The 14,758-nt window shown below is 69.8% G+C and carries 16 protein-coding genes and 1 tRNA gene; 8 read left to right on the forward strand and 9 right to left on the reverse strand.

Features of this window, described 5'->3' with window-relative positions; genetic code table 11:
• Position 1 precedes the first annotated feature (1 nt).
• Both ACFWBN_RS03550 and ACFWBN_RS03555 read left to right on the forward strand, forming a co-directional pair.
• Entirely contained in the window at positions 2-229 is a 228-nt protein-coding gene (locus ACFWBN_RS03550; protein ID WP_385169899.1) for a hypothetical protein, read from the forward strand.
• 154 nt (positions 230-383) lie between these two features.
• Positions 384-860, forward strand: a complete 477-nt coding sequence (locus ACFWBN_RS03555; protein WP_385169902.1) for a cupin domain-containing protein — start codon at positions 384-386, stop codon at positions 858-860.
• Between the two features lie 46 nt (positions 861-906).
• Here ACFWBN_RS03555 and ACFWBN_RS03560 read toward each other — a convergent pair whose 3' ends face one another.
• The 3 genes from ACFWBN_RS03560 to ACFWBN_RS03570 all read right to left on the reverse strand — a co-directional run bounded on the left by ACFWBN_RS03560 (position 907) and on the right by ACFWBN_RS03570 (position 5,114).
• Positions 907-2,619: a glycerol-3-phosphate dehydrogenase/oxidase gene (locus tag ACFWBN_RS03560; protein ID WP_385169905.1), complete on the reverse strand. Its 1,713-nt coding sequence runs from the start codon at positions 2,617-2,619 to the stop codon at positions 907-909.
• Between the two features lie 49 nt (positions 2,620-2,668).
• Positions 2,669-4,186 (reverse strand): glycerol kinase GlpK, encoded by a 1,518-nt coding sequence (glpK, locus tag ACFWBN_RS03565; protein WP_385169909.1) that lies wholly within the window; start codon positions 4,184-4,186, stop codon positions 2,669-2,671.
• 79 nt (positions 4,187-4,265) lie between these two features.
• Positions 4,266-5,114, reverse strand: coding sequence for an MIP/aquaporin family protein (locus tag ACFWBN_RS03570; RefSeq protein WP_385169912.1), 849 nt, complete (start codon positions 5,112-5,114; stop codon positions 4,266-4,268).
• A gap of 303 nt (positions 5,115-5,417) precedes the next feature.
• On the opposite strand from ACFWBN_RS03570, the gene dhaK reads away from it, so the two are divergent.
• Entirely contained in the window at positions 5,418-6,422 is a 1,005-nt protein-coding gene (gene dhaK, locus ACFWBN_RS03575; protein ID WP_385169915.1) for a dihydroxyacetone kinase subunit DhaK, read from the forward strand.
• A gap of 289 nt (positions 6,423-6,711) precedes the next feature.
• Here the strand turns inward: dhaK and ACFWBN_RS03580 are convergent, their stop codons facing one another.
• From ACFWBN_RS03580 to ACFWBN_RS03595, 4 genes are all read right to left on the reverse strand, one after another.
• Entirely contained in the window at positions 6,712-7,053 is a 342-nt protein-coding gene (locus ACFWBN_RS03580; protein ID WP_385169918.1) for a MerR family transcriptional regulator, read from the reverse strand.
• An 810-nt stretch (positions 7,054-7,863) separates the two neighbouring features.
• Complete coding sequence (locus tag ACFWBN_RS03585) at positions 7,864-8,307, reverse strand: DUF2267 domain-containing protein (RefSeq protein WP_385169920.1); 444 nt, start codon at positions 8,305-8,307, stop codon at positions 7,864-7,866.
• Between the two features lie 51 nt (positions 8,308-8,358).
• The gene (locus ACFWBN_RS03590; protein WP_385169922.1) at positions 8,359-8,754 is read right to left on the reverse strand and encodes a DUF2267 domain-containing protein; all 396 of its coding nucleotides are present in this window, start codon (positions 8,752-8,754) and stop codon (positions 8,359-8,361) included.
• Between the two features lie 100 nt (positions 8,755-8,854).
• Complete coding sequence (locus ACFWBN_RS03595) at positions 8,855-9,289, reverse strand: Hsp20/alpha crystallin family protein (RefSeq protein WP_385169925.1); 435 nt, start codon at positions 9,287-9,289, stop codon at positions 8,855-8,857.
• Between the two features lie 129 nt (positions 9,290-9,418).
• Between ACFWBN_RS03595 and ACFWBN_RS03600 the strand changes: the two genes are divergently transcribed.
• Both ACFWBN_RS03600 and ACFWBN_RS03605 read left to right on the forward strand, forming a co-directional pair.
• Complete coding sequence (locus ACFWBN_RS03600; protein WP_385169928.1) at positions 9,419-10,081, forward strand: HSP18 transcriptional regulator; 663 nt, start codon at positions 9,419-9,421, stop codon at positions 10,079-10,081.
• Between the two features lie 76 nt (positions 10,082-10,157).
• On the forward strand, positions 10,158-10,415 hold the full coding sequence (locus ACFWBN_RS03605) for a hypothetical protein (protein WP_385169931.1): 258 nt from the start codon (positions 10,158-10,160) through the stop codon (positions 10,413-10,415).
• A 326-nt stretch (positions 10,416-10,741) separates the two neighbouring features.
• On the opposite strand, the gene ACFWBN_RS03610 is transcribed toward ACFWBN_RS03605, so the two are convergent.
• Positions 10,742-10,812: transfer RNA gene (locus ACFWBN_RS03610), tRNA-Gly, on the reverse strand.
• 466 nt (positions 10,813-11,278) lie between these two features.
• Between ACFWBN_RS03610 and dcd the strand changes: the two genes are divergently transcribed.
• Both dcd and ACFWBN_RS03620 read left to right on the forward strand, forming a co-directional pair.
• Complete coding sequence (gene dcd, locus ACFWBN_RS03615) at positions 11,279-11,866, forward strand: dCTP deaminase (RefSeq protein ID WP_385169934.1); 588 nt, start codon at positions 11,279-11,281, stop codon at positions 11,864-11,866.
• Positions 11,863-12,366, forward strand: coding sequence for a phosphoribosyltransferase (locus ACFWBN_RS03620; RefSeq protein ID WP_385169937.1), 504 nt, complete (start codon positions 11,863-11,865; stop codon positions 12,364-12,366). Before dcd ends, ACFWBN_RS03620 begins: the two co-directional genes overlap by 4 nt.
• A gap of 91 nt (positions 12,367-12,457) precedes the next feature.
• Here ACFWBN_RS03620 and ACFWBN_RS03625 read toward each other — a convergent pair whose 3' ends face one another.
• Positions 12,458-13,378: a Yip1 family protein gene (locus ACFWBN_RS03625; protein WP_385169940.1), complete on the reverse strand. Its 921-nt coding sequence runs from the start codon at positions 13,376-13,378 to the stop codon at positions 12,458-12,460.
• Positions 13,379-13,651: 273 nt separating this feature from the next.
• Here ACFWBN_RS03625 and ACFWBN_RS03630 point away from each other — a divergent pair, with 273 nt between their 5' ends.
• Positions 13,652-14,671, forward strand: a complete 1,020-nt coding sequence (locus ACFWBN_RS03630; protein ID WP_385169943.1) for a hypothetical protein — start codon at positions 13,652-13,654, stop codon at positions 14,669-14,671.
• Positions 14,672-14,758: the final 87 nt, after the last annotated feature.

Genomic DNA, 14,758 nt, shown 5'->3' on the forward strand with positions numbered 1-14,758 from the left:
CGTGACCTTCACACCCCTGGCCGGCTCCCGCGAGCGCTACATGGGCATCGGCCCCCACCAGCCCCACGAGCCCGCCACACAAGCAGCCGCACGCCTCGCACCCGACGCCGAACTGCACGACGGCGGCGACTACGTGGCCTGCTACTTCGGCGCCCGCACCGAACGCTTCCCCCACGACCTGCGCGCCCTCACCAGCCCCGAACTCCTCGCGATCAAGCCCTACCAGTGACCTGAGTCGGAGGTTTGGCGTTAGGTCGGCAGGAGTCGTCCCAGTCCGAAGATTCCGCCATTGTCGGCAGCCGATGCCCGGCGGGCTGTGCTGGAGGGCTGGGTGCGTCGTCGTACAACGGCCCAGGCTCTGGCTACGTTGACCGGAGAGAAGTATGACCATCAAGGACAGCGGGCCGGAACCTCAAAGCTTCGACCTTGAGAAGGCGACGCTCGAGAACACGAACTATCGCGCGGTCGCCTGGTCCGGGAAGTACCTTCAGTTGACCCTCATGTCGATCCCGGTGGGTGAGGACATCGGCTTGGAGGCGCACCCGGAGACCGATCAGTTCCTACGACTCGACGCAGGCCGGGGCCGCGTCCAGATGGGCCGCACGAAGGATCGACTCGACTTCGACCGGGAGGTCGAGGATGGCTGGGCGATCTTCGTGCCCGCCGGCACTTGGCACAACGTCACCAACATCGGTGACGAGACCCTGCAGCTCTACGCCGTATACGCGCCGGTCCACCACGCGTCGGGCAAGATCCATGCGACAGCCGCCGACGCGGAGCGCGACGAGGACTCAGGCAACGACGAGCCGCCAAGCTGGTCGGTCCAGCCTGCCCAGCAGCCATCGGACGAGCACGCCTGACCGGCGAGGGCGCGTCCGCCGTGGCGGAGCCCCCGCGTGCGGCCGTTCAGGTCACCGGGATGATGTCGGGGGCGCCGAGCCGCACCGCGTCGGCGGTCCGGTCGTCCGGCTGCTGCTGGGCCTCGCGCTCGGCGGCCACGCGCTTGAGGTAGTGGTCGACCTCGCGGTCCTGGTGCGCCCGGTCCCATCCCAGGTGGGGCGCCATCAGCTGGGCCACGGTCGGCGCCGCGTCCACCCCGCGGTCCCAGGATTCGATGGAGATCCGGGTGCGCCGGGCGAGGACGTCCTCCAGGTGGCGGGCTCCCTCGTGGGTCACCGCGTACACGGCCTCGACCCTCAGGTAGTCGTCGGAGCTCGGCAGTGCCTCGCCGAGCGCGGGGTCGGCCGCCACCAGGGCGAGCAGTTCGGGCGCCAGGGAGCCGTAGCGGTTCAGGAGGTGCTCGATGCGGGCGACATGGAGCCCGGAGCGCTCGGCGAGCCGGTGCCGCGAGTTCCACAGCGCCGGGTAGCCGTCGGCGCCCAGCAGCGGGACACGGTGCGTGACGCAGTCGGGGACCTTCTCGTCCAGGGCGCGGGCGGCCTCGTCGACCGCGTCCTTGGCCATCACCCGGTAGGTGGTGTACTTGCCGCCCGCCACCACGACGAGTCCGGGTACCGGATGGGCGACCAGGTGCTCTCGGGACAGTTTGCTGGTCTCCGCCGCCTCGCCGGACAGCAGGGGGCGCAGGCCGGCGTAGACGCCCTCGACGTCTTCGGGGACCAGGGGGGTGGTCAGGACGCTGTTGACGTGTTCCAGCAGGTAGGTGACGTCCTTGGAGCTGAGGGCGGGGTGGGCTTTGTCGAGTGTCCAGTCGGTGTCGGTGGTCCCGATGATCCAGTGCCGGCCCCAGGGGATGACGAACAGCACGCTCTTCTCGGTGCGCAGGATCAGTCCGGTGCGGGAGTTGATGCGGTCACGGGGGACGAGCAGGTGGACGCCCTTGGAGGCGCGGACGTGGAACTGGCCGCGGGTGCCGGCCATGGCCTGGGTGTCGTCCGTCCACACCCCGGTCGCGTTGATGACCTGCTTGGCGCGCACCTCCGTCTCGTCGCCGCTCTCCAGGTCCGTGACGACGGCGCCGACCACCCGCTCGCCCTGCCGCAGGAACCGGCTGACGCGGGCCCGGTTGGCGGCCAGTGCCCCGTACGAGGCGGCCGTGCGGGCGAGGAACATGGTGTGCCGGGCGTCGTCGACCTGGGCGTCCCAGTACTGGACGGCGCCCACCAGGGCGTCGGAGCGCAGCGCCGGCGCCTCGCGCAGGGCCCGGCTCCTGCTCAGGTGCCGGTGGTGGGGCAGGCCTCCGGAGGTGCCGGAGGCCCTGGCCATCGCGTCGTACAGCAGCACGCCGCTGCCGACGTACGGGCGCTCCGTGACGCGGTGTTGCAGGGGGTAGAGGAACGGCACCGGACGTACCAGGTGGGGGGCGAGGAACCGGAGCAGGAGGCCCCGTTCCTTGAGTGCTTCGGAGACGAGGCGGAAGTCGAGCATCTCCAGGTAGCGCAGGCCGCCGTGGATGAGTTTGCTGGAGCGGCTGGACGTGCCCGAGGCCCAGTCGCGGGCTTCGACGAGCCCGACGCTCAGGCCCCGGGTGGCGGCGTCCAGGGCGGCGCCGCTGCCGACGACGCCGCCTCCGACGACCAGGACGTCGAGTTCGCCCTGTCCCATGTCGGCGAGGGCCTGTGTGCGGGCCCGCGGTGAGAGTGCGACCGGATCGACCATGGTCTCCTCCTCAGTGCTGCGGGCACTTGCGCGGCCGGACCGCCGGAACCTATTCGACCTTGGCCCAGTCGAGCGTGCGCTCCACCGCCCGCTTCCAGCCGTCGTACCCTTCCGTGCGCCGTTCCTCCGACCACTCGGGGGTCCAGCGCTTGGACTCCTGCCAGTGGGTGCGCAGTTCGTCCGTGTCCCGCCAGAAGCCGGTGGCGAGCCCGGCCGCGTAGGCGGCGCCGAGCGCGGTCGTCTCGGCGACGACGGGACGGCTGACCGGGACGCCGAGGACGTCGGCCTGGGTCTGCATGCAGAGGTCGTTGGCCGTGACTCCGCCGTCGACCTTGAGCACGTCGAGGTGGACGCCGGAGTCCTGCTCCATGGCTTCCACCACGTCGCGGGACTGGTAGCAGATGGCCTCCAGGGTGGCCCGCGCGAGGTGGCCGTTGTCGTGGTAGCGCGCCAGGCCGACGATCGCGCCGCGGGCGTCGGATCGCCAGTACGGGGCGAACAGGCCGGAGAAGGCGGGGACGAAGTAGATTCCTCCGCTGTCCTCGACGGTGCTCGCCAAGCGCTCGCTCTCGGCGGCGTCGCCGATGATCTTCAGCTGGTCGCGCAGCCATTGCACGGCGGAGCCGGTGACCGCGATGGAGCCTTCGAGTGCGTAGATCGCGGGGCTGTCGCCGAACTGGTACGCCACGGTGGTCAGGAGGCCGTGCTGCGAGCGGACCAGTTCCGTCCCGGTGTTGAGCACCAGGAAGTTGCCGGTTCCGTACGTGTTCTTCGCCTCGCCGGGCGCGTAGCAGACCTGCCCGACGGTGGCCGCCTGCTGGTCGCCGAGGACACCGGTGATGGGAATGGCCTCGCGCAGCGGCCGGGAGGTGCGGGTCCGTCCGTACGCCTCCGGGTGGGAGGACGGGTTGATGGTGGGCAGCATGGCCCGGGGTACGCCGAAGAAGCCGAGCAGTTCGTCGTCCCAGTCGAGGGTCTCCAGGTCCATGAGCATGGTGCGGCTGGCGTTGGTGACGTCGGTGGCGTGGATGCCGCCGTCGGGGCCTCCGGTGAGGTTCCACAGCACCCAGCAGTCGGTGTTGCCGAAGAGGGCGTGGCCCTGTTCGGCGGCCTCCCGCACGCCGTCGACGTTCTCCAGGATCCATTGGATCTTGCCGCCGGAGAAGTAGGTGGCCGGTGGCAGCCCCGCCTTGCGGCGGATGACGTCGCCCTGGCCGCCGCGCTCCAGTGCGGCAGCGATGGAGTCGGTACGGGTGTCCTGCCAGACGATGGCGTTGTAGTACGGGCGCCCGGTGCGGGGGTCCCAGACGACGGTGGTCTCCCTCTGGTTGGTGATGCCGACGGCCGCCAGGTCGGAGGCGTCGAGGTTTCCGTGCCGGAGGGCGTTCTGGATCACCGAGTTCGTGCGTTCCCAGATCTCCACCGGGTCGTGTTCGACCCACCCCGAGCGCGGGAGGATCTGGGAGTGCTCCAGCTGGTGCCGCGCCACCTCGCTGCCGGCGTGGTCGAAGATCATGAAACGGGTGCTCGTGGTCCCCTGGTCCACTGCGCCGACGAAGTCAGCCATGAGTGCCGCCTCCTCTTGGGATGCCCGTGGGGGCTGTCGTACGGACGGGACGTGGGGTGTCCGCCCGCCCCGGATCAGGTCAGCTCTCGTCCGGTGTCGGTACGCGTCCGGGGGGCTCCGGTTCGGCGGTCGGCAGGAACCTGCCGATGAGGAACTTGTAGAGGCCGGCTCCCAGCAGACCGCCGATCAGCGGGCCGATGATCGGCACCCAGAAGTAGAAGTGCCCGTACTGATCTCTCCATGCCCCTCCGTACCCGGTGAGGAAGCTGGCCAGCCGGGGGCCGAGGTCACGGGCGGGGTTGATCGCATACCCGGCGTTGGTGCCCCAGGCCATGCCGATCGCCACGACGATCAGCCCGACGATGAACGGGGCGAGGTTGGCACCGGGAGGCGTGCCCAGCAGGTCCGTGACCGCGAGGATCAGCAGGAGCAGGATCGCGGTGCCGATGATCTGGTCGCGCAGTGCGCCCCACTCGGTCACCGGCAGGTTCGTGTTCCCGTTGGCCGGCAGCGTGGAGAAGACGCCCTGCGTCTTGATGGTGTGGCCGGGGTCGGCCTTCGCCAGCGCCTCGGTGTAGTTCCAGCGGACGATCAGGGCGGCAACGAAGGCTCCGGCGAGCTGGGCCAGCGCGTAGGGGGCCACCTTGCTCCACGGGAAGCCCTTGAACGCCGCCAGGGCGACGGTCACCGCGGGATTGAGGTGGGCGCCGCTCAGCCTCGCCGCGACGTAGACGCCCAGGGTCACGCCGAGACCCCAGGCCCAGGCGATGCTGTCGTGGTTTCCGAGGCCGCCCGCAGGGTCAGTCAGGGCTCCGCCGGCGACGACCTGGGCCACGACGCCACAGCCGAAGAGGATGAGGATCATGGTGCCGGCGAATTCGGCCGACAGTTCGCCGACCAGCCCATGTGCTGTGAGGCGCTCCTTCATGGGTGCCCGCTTCCCGCCGGTCCGAAGGCCGGCATTCGACTGCCCCGAGCCCCCCGGTTCAGCGTAAGACGGGTCGCCCGGACCGGAAAGGCGAGGGCGGTCCGGTTGCGCGGAGGCCGGTGCACGCTTCGGGTTCCTCGATCCTCTTCCGAGGCGATCGCCCGAGTTCTCGCGGATGTCCGCGGCGTGGCAGCACACTGTTCGTATGGCGTGCCTCGCTGACGCGCCTGCCCGGCGCGCGGTGATCGGTGCTCCGTGACGGCGTCGGACGCTCACCCGTCGGCTCCGACCGGGAGGCACACGATGAAGATGCTGATCAACAGTCCCCAGACCGTGGTCGCGGACGCCCTGCGGGGGCTGGCCGCGGCCCACCCGGAACTGGACGTGGACGCCGAGGCCCGGGTCGTCGTACGGCGGGACGCGCGGCAGGGCGGGCGGGTCGGTCTCGTTTCCGGTGGCGGCTCCGGACACGAGCCCTTGCACGCCGGCTTCGTCGGATACGGAATGCTGTCCGCCGCCTGTCCGGGCGAGGTGTTCACTTCCCCCGTGCCCGACCAGATGGTGCGGGCGGCCAAGGCCGTGGACTCCGGCCAAGGGGTGCTGTTCGTCGTCAAGAATTACACCGGCGACGTACTGAACTTCGACATGGCCGCCGAGCTCGCAGAGGAGGACGGCATCCGGGTCGAGCGGGTGCTGGTCAACGACGACGTCGCCGTGACCGACAGCCTCTACACCGCCGGACGGCGCGGCACCGGGGCCACGCTCTTCGTCGAGAAGATCGCCGGGGCGGCCGCGGAGGAGGGCGCGCCGCTGGAGCAGGTCGCCGCAGTCGCCCGGCGGGTCAACGAGGCCTCGGGCAGCTTCGGCGTCGCGCTGAGCGCCTGCACCACCCCCGCCAAGGGCAGTCCCACCTTCGACCTGCCGGACGGGGAGCTGGAGCTGGGGATCGGTATCCACGGCGAACCGGGCCGGGAACGGCGCCCGATGATGCCGGCGGGGGAGATCGCCGAGGTCGCGGTGGGTTCTGTGCTGGACGACATGGCGAACGCGGCCCCTGTCGACGGGCCGGTACTGGCCCTGGTGAACGGGATGGGCGCGACGCCGCTGCTGGAGCTGTACGGCTTCCACGCGGAGGTGGCCCGGGTGCTGACGGCTCGGGGCGTCCCGGTGGCCCGGACCCTCGTGGGGAACTACGTCACCTCGCTGGACATGGCGGGGTGCTCGGTGACGTTGTGCCGGGCCGACGAGGAACTGCTGCGCCTGTGGGACGCACCGGTGCAGACGGCAGCGCTGCGTTGGGGCCGCTGACCCCCCAGGCGGTTTCGCCGGGAGCCGGACATGGGCTCTGACCGGCGTGCCGTCCGACTGCACGTAGCCCCTGATCCAGGGGCGGCCTGCCTGGCTGGGTGGTTGTCCGTTCGGTGCCTGACGACGGGCGTGTGGGGAGGGCTTCATGCTTCCCTCGCCCACCGATTCTGAGAGCGGCTGCGTGTGCCGTTCCGCCGGGTCCGAGCGGCCGGGGTCCGGCACACGGCCTCGGGCGCTCCCGCTATGAAACGCCCCGGCCCACGGCACCCTTGCCCAGCAGGCGCAGTCGTCACCCTGCGGCTGGTGGATTGGGCGTTTCGGTGGTGCGGCGGTATTCGGCGTTGATGCGCTGGGCTTCCGCGAGCTGGTCTTCGAGGATGACGATGCGACAAGCGGCCTCGATGGGGGTGCCCTGGTCGACGAGCTCCCGCGCGCGGGCGGCGATGCGCAGCTGGTAACGGGAGTAGCGGCGGTGTCCGCCCTCTGAGCGGAGCGGCGTGATGAGGCGGGCTTCTCCGATGGCGCGGAGGAAGCTCTGGGTGGTGCCGAGCATGGCTGCGGCCCGGCCCATGGTGTACGCGGGGTAGTCGTCGTCGTCGAGACGATCGTCGAACGAGTCGTGTGCTGTCATTTGCACCTCTCTGTGGAACGCGTGGAGGGGCCCTGGTGCCGTACGGCACCAGGGCCCCGAAGGAACTGCTACACCATCTGCCGACCCTAGTACTGCGTCGGCCTTCTGTTTCCGCGGACCTGACCTGTACTCGGCCGGGGGCGCGGGGATCGCGGTTGCTTGACCGGAGACCACCTCACTATCGATGTCCTGCGGTACCCGGGCTCAGCCTTTCGACCCGGGCGATCCTGATGGCGGTCAACTCCTCCGTTCTTCCCTCTGGACCGATCACTTGCCAAACGGGGGACTGCGTACTGCTGGTACTGCGAACTGCACTTGCTGAACTGCCACTGCGTCAACTGCGGTACTGCTCGTGGCAGCCCCTGATCACTGCGGGCCACCCGGTCCGGTCGTCAGTCCCGTCGCCGTCCTGCGACAACCCTGGCTTCGGAACTCCACCACCGCACCGTCCTGCGTACTGCGTGTACTGATGCCCGGCAGATCGTCCCTCCGGGCCTTGCTCGATCTCGGCTACGAGAGAAACCATAACCACGCCGCAATCGGATGTCTACTGCGGCCGTCATAGATTTTCGCGTGTTCGACGAGGAGGTAATCGGGGTCGAACGTGGTCTGCATCCGTGCGCGGGGGCAGCCGACGGGTGTCCCGGCCTCCGGTCGACCCAGCGCCTGGGCGCCTCAGCATGCTGAGCGAGCGGATTGCATACGCCGGGATGCGCCGGTCGGGCCCTCACCCCTGTACGGAGTGCGCCGACAGCCGCGCCCGCCCCTGCGGTCAGGCATTGCGGAAGTCCTGGAACGGGGTGGGTGGGATCAGGCGGCGGGCTGGGGTTGCCGCAGTTCTGCCTGGCCGAAGAGGAGTGCGTAGCCGCCGGGGAGCCGGTGAAGGATTCGGGCGAGGAGGTCGGGGCCTGCGAGGCGGGAGACGACGGCAAGCACGGCGCCGGTGTCCCAGCGTGCGGTGGCCGGGGTGCCCCCGGTGCGGGCGGCCAGGTCTTTGACGAAGCCCCAGCCGGTGAGCTGTTCGGTGTCGGGGATCTGGGCGGTCAGGGTGAGGGCGGCCTCGACGGGCAGGCACTGCGCGAGGTCGACGCGTTCGTCTCCCGTGATCTGCCGGCCGAGGGCGGCGAGGACGGTGCGGACGGCTTCCTCGGCGCGTTCGCGGGTGGGGTAGGCGCCTTCGTAGCGCACGCGTTCCAGCATCTGGTCGAACGTCATGGCCGCGAGGGACGGGTTCGCTCGAGGCTGGTCGTACATGGTGCTGAGGTTGCCTTTCTCTTCGAGGGTTCGGTTTCATGCCGGCCGCGGTCAGGTGGGCTGGGGGTGGCCGAAGAGGAGGTCGTAGCCGGGCGGGAGCTGGAGCAGGACCTCACGCATGAGGACGTCTCCCGCCGCGGCGGCCACGGTGGAGAGGACCGCGCCGATGTCCCAGAGGGCCGTCTTCTCGGTGGCGCCTTCGATCCAGGCCGCGGTCGCGCGGACGAAGCGTTCAGGTGAGAGCGGTTCGGCGGCCTGCAGGGGGTTGAGGAGGATCAGGGCGTACGTCTCGGGGAGCCGGGCGGCGAGCTCGGCCCGCACGGTGCCGACCAGGTGCGCGCCCAGCAGGGCCAGGACGACGCGGGCCGCCCGTTCGGCTTCCTCCCGAGTCGGATACTCGCCGCGTTCCTGGACGTGGTCCAGGAACGCCTCCCGGCGCATCGTCATCACGTCACCTCCGGAGAGGGGTGAAGGGGCGAGGGGTGCGGAGGACGGGGTGCCGGAGGGGGAATCGGTTCCCCGTCCTCCGCCGCTGGAGCCGGCCTGTTCAGCCGGAGATCTGCTTGCGGCCGGACTCGCCGCCAATGCTGATCTTCCGCGGCTTGGCGCGCTCGGCGATCGGGATCCGCAGGGTCAGGACACCCGCGTCGTAGTCGGCTTCGATGTGGTCGGTGTCGAGGGTGTCGGCGAGCATGATCTGGCGGGAGAAGACGCCCAGGGGTCGCTCGGAGAGCTCCATCTGCACGCCGTCGGACTTCTCCGCGGGCCGGCGCTCGGCCTTCACGGTCAGCATGTTCCGCTCGACGTCGATGTCGATCGCCTCGGTGCTCACGCCGGGGAGGTCGAAGGCGATCACGTACACGTCGCCCTGGCGGTAGGCGTCCATCGGCATCACGGACGGCTTGGACCACGTGCCCGACGCACCCGAGAGCTGCTGAACGATCCGGTCCATCTCGCGGAACGGGTCAGTGCGCATCAACATCGCGAAACACCTCCAGTTGGTTCAGGCAGGAACTGCCAATGCGCTTCAACGTGCTCCCGTTGTAACATGTCATCGAAACGATGACAAGCAAGGTGTCATCTGGAGGCTGACAGAGTCACGGAGAACGCAATGAACGAGGCCGCCGAGCCGACCACACCAGTCCCCTTCCTGGCTGCCGCCGCGGCACTGGAGGCCATCAACCAGGCCGTCAAGGACGCGCAGCAACCCTCCGCGAGAACAGCCGCTTCGCCGCCCGCGCCGGACTCGGGCCCGCACCCGGCTCTGGCTGCACTGCTGACGCTGCGCGAGGTCCGTGAGCAGCTCGCCGGCTGGGAGAGCGGCCTGATCGAAACCGCCCGCGGGCACGGGGCGAGCTGGGCCGATCTCGCGGGACCGCTCGGGGTCGCCAGTCGGCAGGCCGCCGAACGCCGCTACCTGCGCCTGCGCCCCGGCACCGCCGGAACCACAGGGGAACAGCGCGTCCAGGCCATGCGCGACACGCGCGCCGCCGACCGGACCGTTACCGCCTGGGCCCGCGACAACGCGGCCGACCTGCGCCGACTCGCCGGGCAGGTCACCGCCCTCACCGGCCTCCCCGCCAACGCCCAGGGCGCCATCGGCGACCTCAACCTGGCCCTCGCCGACAACGACGCTGCCCGTCTCGTTCGCCCCCTGACCGCCACCCGGGTCCATCTGCGGCCCGAGGACGCCGAGCTCGCCGAGCGCATCGACGCCCTGGCCCGGCACACCGACCGACTCCGCCAGGACACCCACGACCAGCGCAGCACGTGACCCGTAACTGCCGAACCATCGACCGGCCAACGGCCGGCGGGAGGGGCCGCGTCCGTAGATTCGAGGAGTGATCGCCGTGGTCGAACACCTTCCCGTGGAGGCCGTCTGTGAGCCGGAGCGGACGTACCTCTACTCTCTCGGCAGCCGGCAGGGCAACGCGCATCTGCACTGGCACATCGCCGCTCTGCCCTCCGGCGTCCCCTACCCCCAGCAGCAGTTCCACGCTCTGATGACGGAGAACGGTGTGCTGTCGCCGTCGCCGGACCAGGCGGCCGAGATGGCCGCACGCCTGCGCGGGGCGCTCATCGCCCGAGGCGTCGTCAAAGAGGGGTGACCGGCGGCGATGGCTGCGTCGTCGCCGTCACGGACCGCCTGCACGGTGTTCCCGATCGTCTCCCCGGCCCGGCGCCCAACGCAGTGCAAGCGGCCGGGCAACCGCCGCTTCGGGAAAGCGAATTCACCCCCCCCGCAGGGTTGAGCATGTCGCAGCTCACCGAAAATGCGTCTCGCGATGTGGGTCGGCTGAGGGCTCACGTGGTGCACGAGAGGGCCTCCGGCCAGGGCATTTCTGCGAGTTGGGGCACGCGTAGGGCACGGCGAGGGTCGAGAGGTCTAGACAACGAAGAAGGCCCAGGTCGCTGACCTGGGCCTTCTTGGAAGAGCGGATGACGGGAATCGAACCCGCGCTATAAGCTTGGGAAGCTCATGTTCTACCATTAAACTACATCCGCACGGCGGTCCAGATGCCTGGATCCGTATCGTTGCTCACTCTACCTCATGATCGACCCCCGGTGAATTTGCCGTGGGGTCGTTGTTGTGTGCTGCGTGCACCGGGGCGCGTGGGGGCGGGAGTTGGGGCGTACCGTGTGGGTGCGGAGCGGCGGCTGGAGTGGGTACCGATCATCCCCTAATGTGGCGATTCGTCGCAGTATCGCTCGTTGGGGAAAGGGACTCGATGGAGCACACCGTCGTCCGTTGTGCCGAAGGGCACGTATTCAGTACCGCCTCCTTCCCGCTGCAGCACCTCGGTGCCGGCCGGATCGGGCCGGGGCGGCTGCTGCGGTGTCCGCGGTGCGCGCGGCTGAGGCAGGCCGTGCCCGTGGGGGCATCGGTCAAGCGGTAGCGGAGACAGCGGACGGGCGCGCGGGCGCCGCTCTCGATTGGGGGTGGCCCGCGCGCTCTGCGTATCCTCGGGACGTGCTTCTCTCTGACAAAGACATCCGGGCCGAGATCGACAGCGGACGGGTTCGCATCGACCCGTTCGAGGAGTCGATGGTGCAGCCCTCCAGCATCGATGTACGTCTCGACCGGTTCTTCCGGGTCTTCGAGAATCACCGGTACGCGCACATCGACCCCGCGGTCGAGCAGTCCGACCTGACCCGCATGGTCGAGCCGGAGGGGGATGAGGCCTTCATCCTGCACCCCGGTGAATTCGTGCTCGCCTCCACGTACGAGGTCATCTCGCTGCCCGACGACATCGCCTCCAGACTGGAGGGGAAGTCCAGTCTCGGCCGGCTGGGGCTGGTGACGCATTCGACCGCCGGGTTCATCGACCCCGGGTTCTCGGGTCACGTGACCCTGGAGCTGTCGAACCTCGCCACACTGCCGATCAAGCTCTGGCCGGGCATGAAGATCGGGCAGCTGTGCATGTTCCGCCTCAGCACGCCCGCGGAGTTCCCGTACGGCAGCGAGCGGTACGGGTCCCGGTACCAGGGGCAGCGCGGCCCGACCGCCTCGCGCTCCTTCCAGAACTTCCACCGCACCCAGGTGAGGCACGAGGCATGAGCGACGACGCAGTGCGCGAGAATCTTGACTACGAGGGGTTCGGGCGGGCTGTGCGCGAGCTCGCGCAGACCATCGCCGACGACGGGTACGAGCCCGACATCATCCTGAGCATCGCCCGGGGCGGAGTGTTCGTCGCGGGCGGGCTGGCGTACGCGCTCGACTGCAAGAACATCCACCTGGTGAACGTGGAGTTCTACACGGGTGTCGGGACCACCTTGGAGATGCCGGTCATGCTGGCACCCGTGCCCGAGGCGATCGACTTCACCGACAAGAAGGTCCTCATCGCCGATGACGTGGCCGACACCGGGAAGACGCTGAAGCTCGTCCACGACTTCTGCCTGGGCCATGTCGCCGAGGTGCGGTCCGCCGTCATCTACGAGAAGTCCCACTCGCTCGTGAAGTGCGAGTACGTGTGGAAGAAGACCGACGACTGGATCAACTTCCCGTGGTCCGTCGAGCCGCCCGTCGTGAAGCGCGAGGGCCAGGTGCTCGACGCCTGAGGTGTGGGTGACGGGCGAAGAGTGAAGGGCGAAGGCCCGCCGGGCTGTGCTCGGCGGGCCTTCTGTCGTTCGTTTTGTCGTCCGGGCGGTTTTAGATCGTGCCCAGCTTGATGATCGACAGGAGTGCGATCAGCTGGATCGCGGAGGCGCCCAGCGCCTTCGGCCACGGCAGGTCGTGGGACTTCGCGATCAGCGAGGTGAAGAGGAAGCCCGCCGCCACCCAGGTGGCCCAGCCCAGGACCTGGACCAGTCCGTTGTCGCCGCCCAGGAACACGGCGAAGATCAGGCGCGGGGCGTCCGTCAGCGACATGACCAGCATCGACAGGCCCACGGTCGGCTGCCAGGCCCCGTCGCCGCCCAGCTGGCGGGCCAGGGTGTGCGTGACGGCGCCCAGGAGCAGGCCGCAGATCAGGAAGGCCACGCCGGCCGACAGGACGATCGGGACGGCCTTCGAGAGGGTCGCGTTGATCACGTCCTTGCGGGCGTCGTCGAGCCCGAAGACCGCGAGCAGCCCGTAGAGGAAGGTCACGGTCAGCGCCGGACCCCAGACGGCGTAGTCGCGCATCTGGAGGAAGGTCTGCCCCGGCCGCGTCACGATCCCGCGGAGCAGTTCCTTCCACGGCAGCCGCGGGCCGGTCGGGGCGGCCGCCGCCGCGCCCGCGTGGTACGTCGCGCCCTGGCTGTACGGGTCCTCGCCGACGGCGAAGACCTGCGTGTGCCCCGGGTTGTTGTCGTTCGTGTAGCCCCCGTGGCCGCCGTGACCTCCGTGGCCGTACGGGGGCTGCGGCGCCTGTGGGTGCTGCTGACCGTACGGGTCGAAGTACTCGGGCTCACCGTGGCCCCCGGCGCCCTGCTGCGGCCACTGCTGCTGCGGGGGCGGGCCTGCGGGAGGGTAGGGCTGCTGTCCGTACGGCGCCTGCGGCGGTTGCTGCTGTCCGTACGGCTGCTGCCGCGGGGGTTGTTGCGGGGTGCGGTTGTTGTCCCGGCCCCGTCCGATCCTGAATCCAGCCACGTGATCGAAAGTACCTGGTCCGGCGGGGCCCGGTGGCCCGGCGGCCGGATTCGTGGCCTTTGCGGCTGACCTGTGACATCCCCTAGGGGAACCCTGGGGGGCTGGCCCCACCCCGGTGTGGGGGCCGGGTAGCTGCCGGCGTGTGTCCGGTTTACGTAGCTGTGCTTGAGTCTGGGGCTCTTCGTTACATTGCCTACGTATTACGCACATATCGGGTCCGTAGCTTCGTGTCTGTAGCCGCCCCCACCGCAGAGCACGAGGAAGAGCCCCACCATGCGCAGCACTCGTCGTACCACCCTCCGTACCGCAGCCGTCGTCGCCGGTGCCGCCGCCGTCCTGGCCGTTCCGGTCGGGTCCGCCTTCGCGGACTCCCCGACCGTGCCGGAGCCGCAGGTGCTGCCCGGCATCGAGCAGCCGTCGGTGGACCCGTCGGTCGAGCCGTCCGTTGAGCCGTCCGTCGATCCGTCCGTGCAGCCCTCGGTCGACCCGTCCGTGCCGCCGACGACCCCGCCCGTCAAGCCGCAGGTCAAGCCGGGCCAGGGTGTCCGCGCGTACGTCACCACGGTGAAGCTGGCGGACGGCTCCGTCGCCAAGGTCTACAAGATCGGCGCCGACCACTTCGAGGCCGACATCTACGCGGGTTCCACGAAGCTGGACACGCTGGTCAGCAAGGGCGGAGCGGCGGCGTACGGGCAGAACAACGGCCTGCACGTGGTGCTCCAGCCGAACGGCACCGTGACCTCGTGGATGGAGGGCGGGGACAAGCCGAAGCCGGTGGAGAAGCCCGTGCAGAAGCCGAAGCCGCAGGTCAAGCCGGAGGTCATCAAGGAGAGCTCGGTCCGGGTCACCATGCCCGACGGGCGGATCGCCAAGCTGGTCGACGGGCCGAAGGGCAAGCGCGTCGAGATCTCGATGCCGAACGGGAACGCCCTCGGCACGATCGACCTGAAGCGTCCGAGCACGCAGAACGACGGCTGGACGTACAAGCTCGTCCAGGACGGCCACCGCGTGAAGTTCGTCGTCATCGACGGCAAGGGCGGCGGGAACAGCTGGGTGTACGACTTCAACGGCAAGCTGATCGAGAAGTACACCGTTGCCGCCGCCCCGGCGAAGAAGCCGGTCGCCGACCGGGTCGTCCCGAAGGGCGGCGTGAAGGCCGGTGCGGAGGGGGTCACCCCGCCGAAGGGCGACACCCCGCTGCTGCTCGCCTCCGGCGGCGGCATGGCCGCGGTGGGTGCGGCGGGGCTGGGCTTCGCCATGCTGCGGCGCAACCGGTCGTCCGACCAGGCCTGACGGTCCTGACGGTCCTGAGGGGTCTGAACGCGGAACGGCCGGTCCCCCGAGCGGGGGACCGGCCGTTCCGGCGTACTGCCGGGACTG

Source organism: Streptomyces sp. NPDC059989 (assembly GCF_042736975.1).
Classification (GTDB): domain Bacteria; phylum Actinomycetota; class Actinomycetes; order Streptomycetales; family Streptomycetaceae; genus Streptomyces.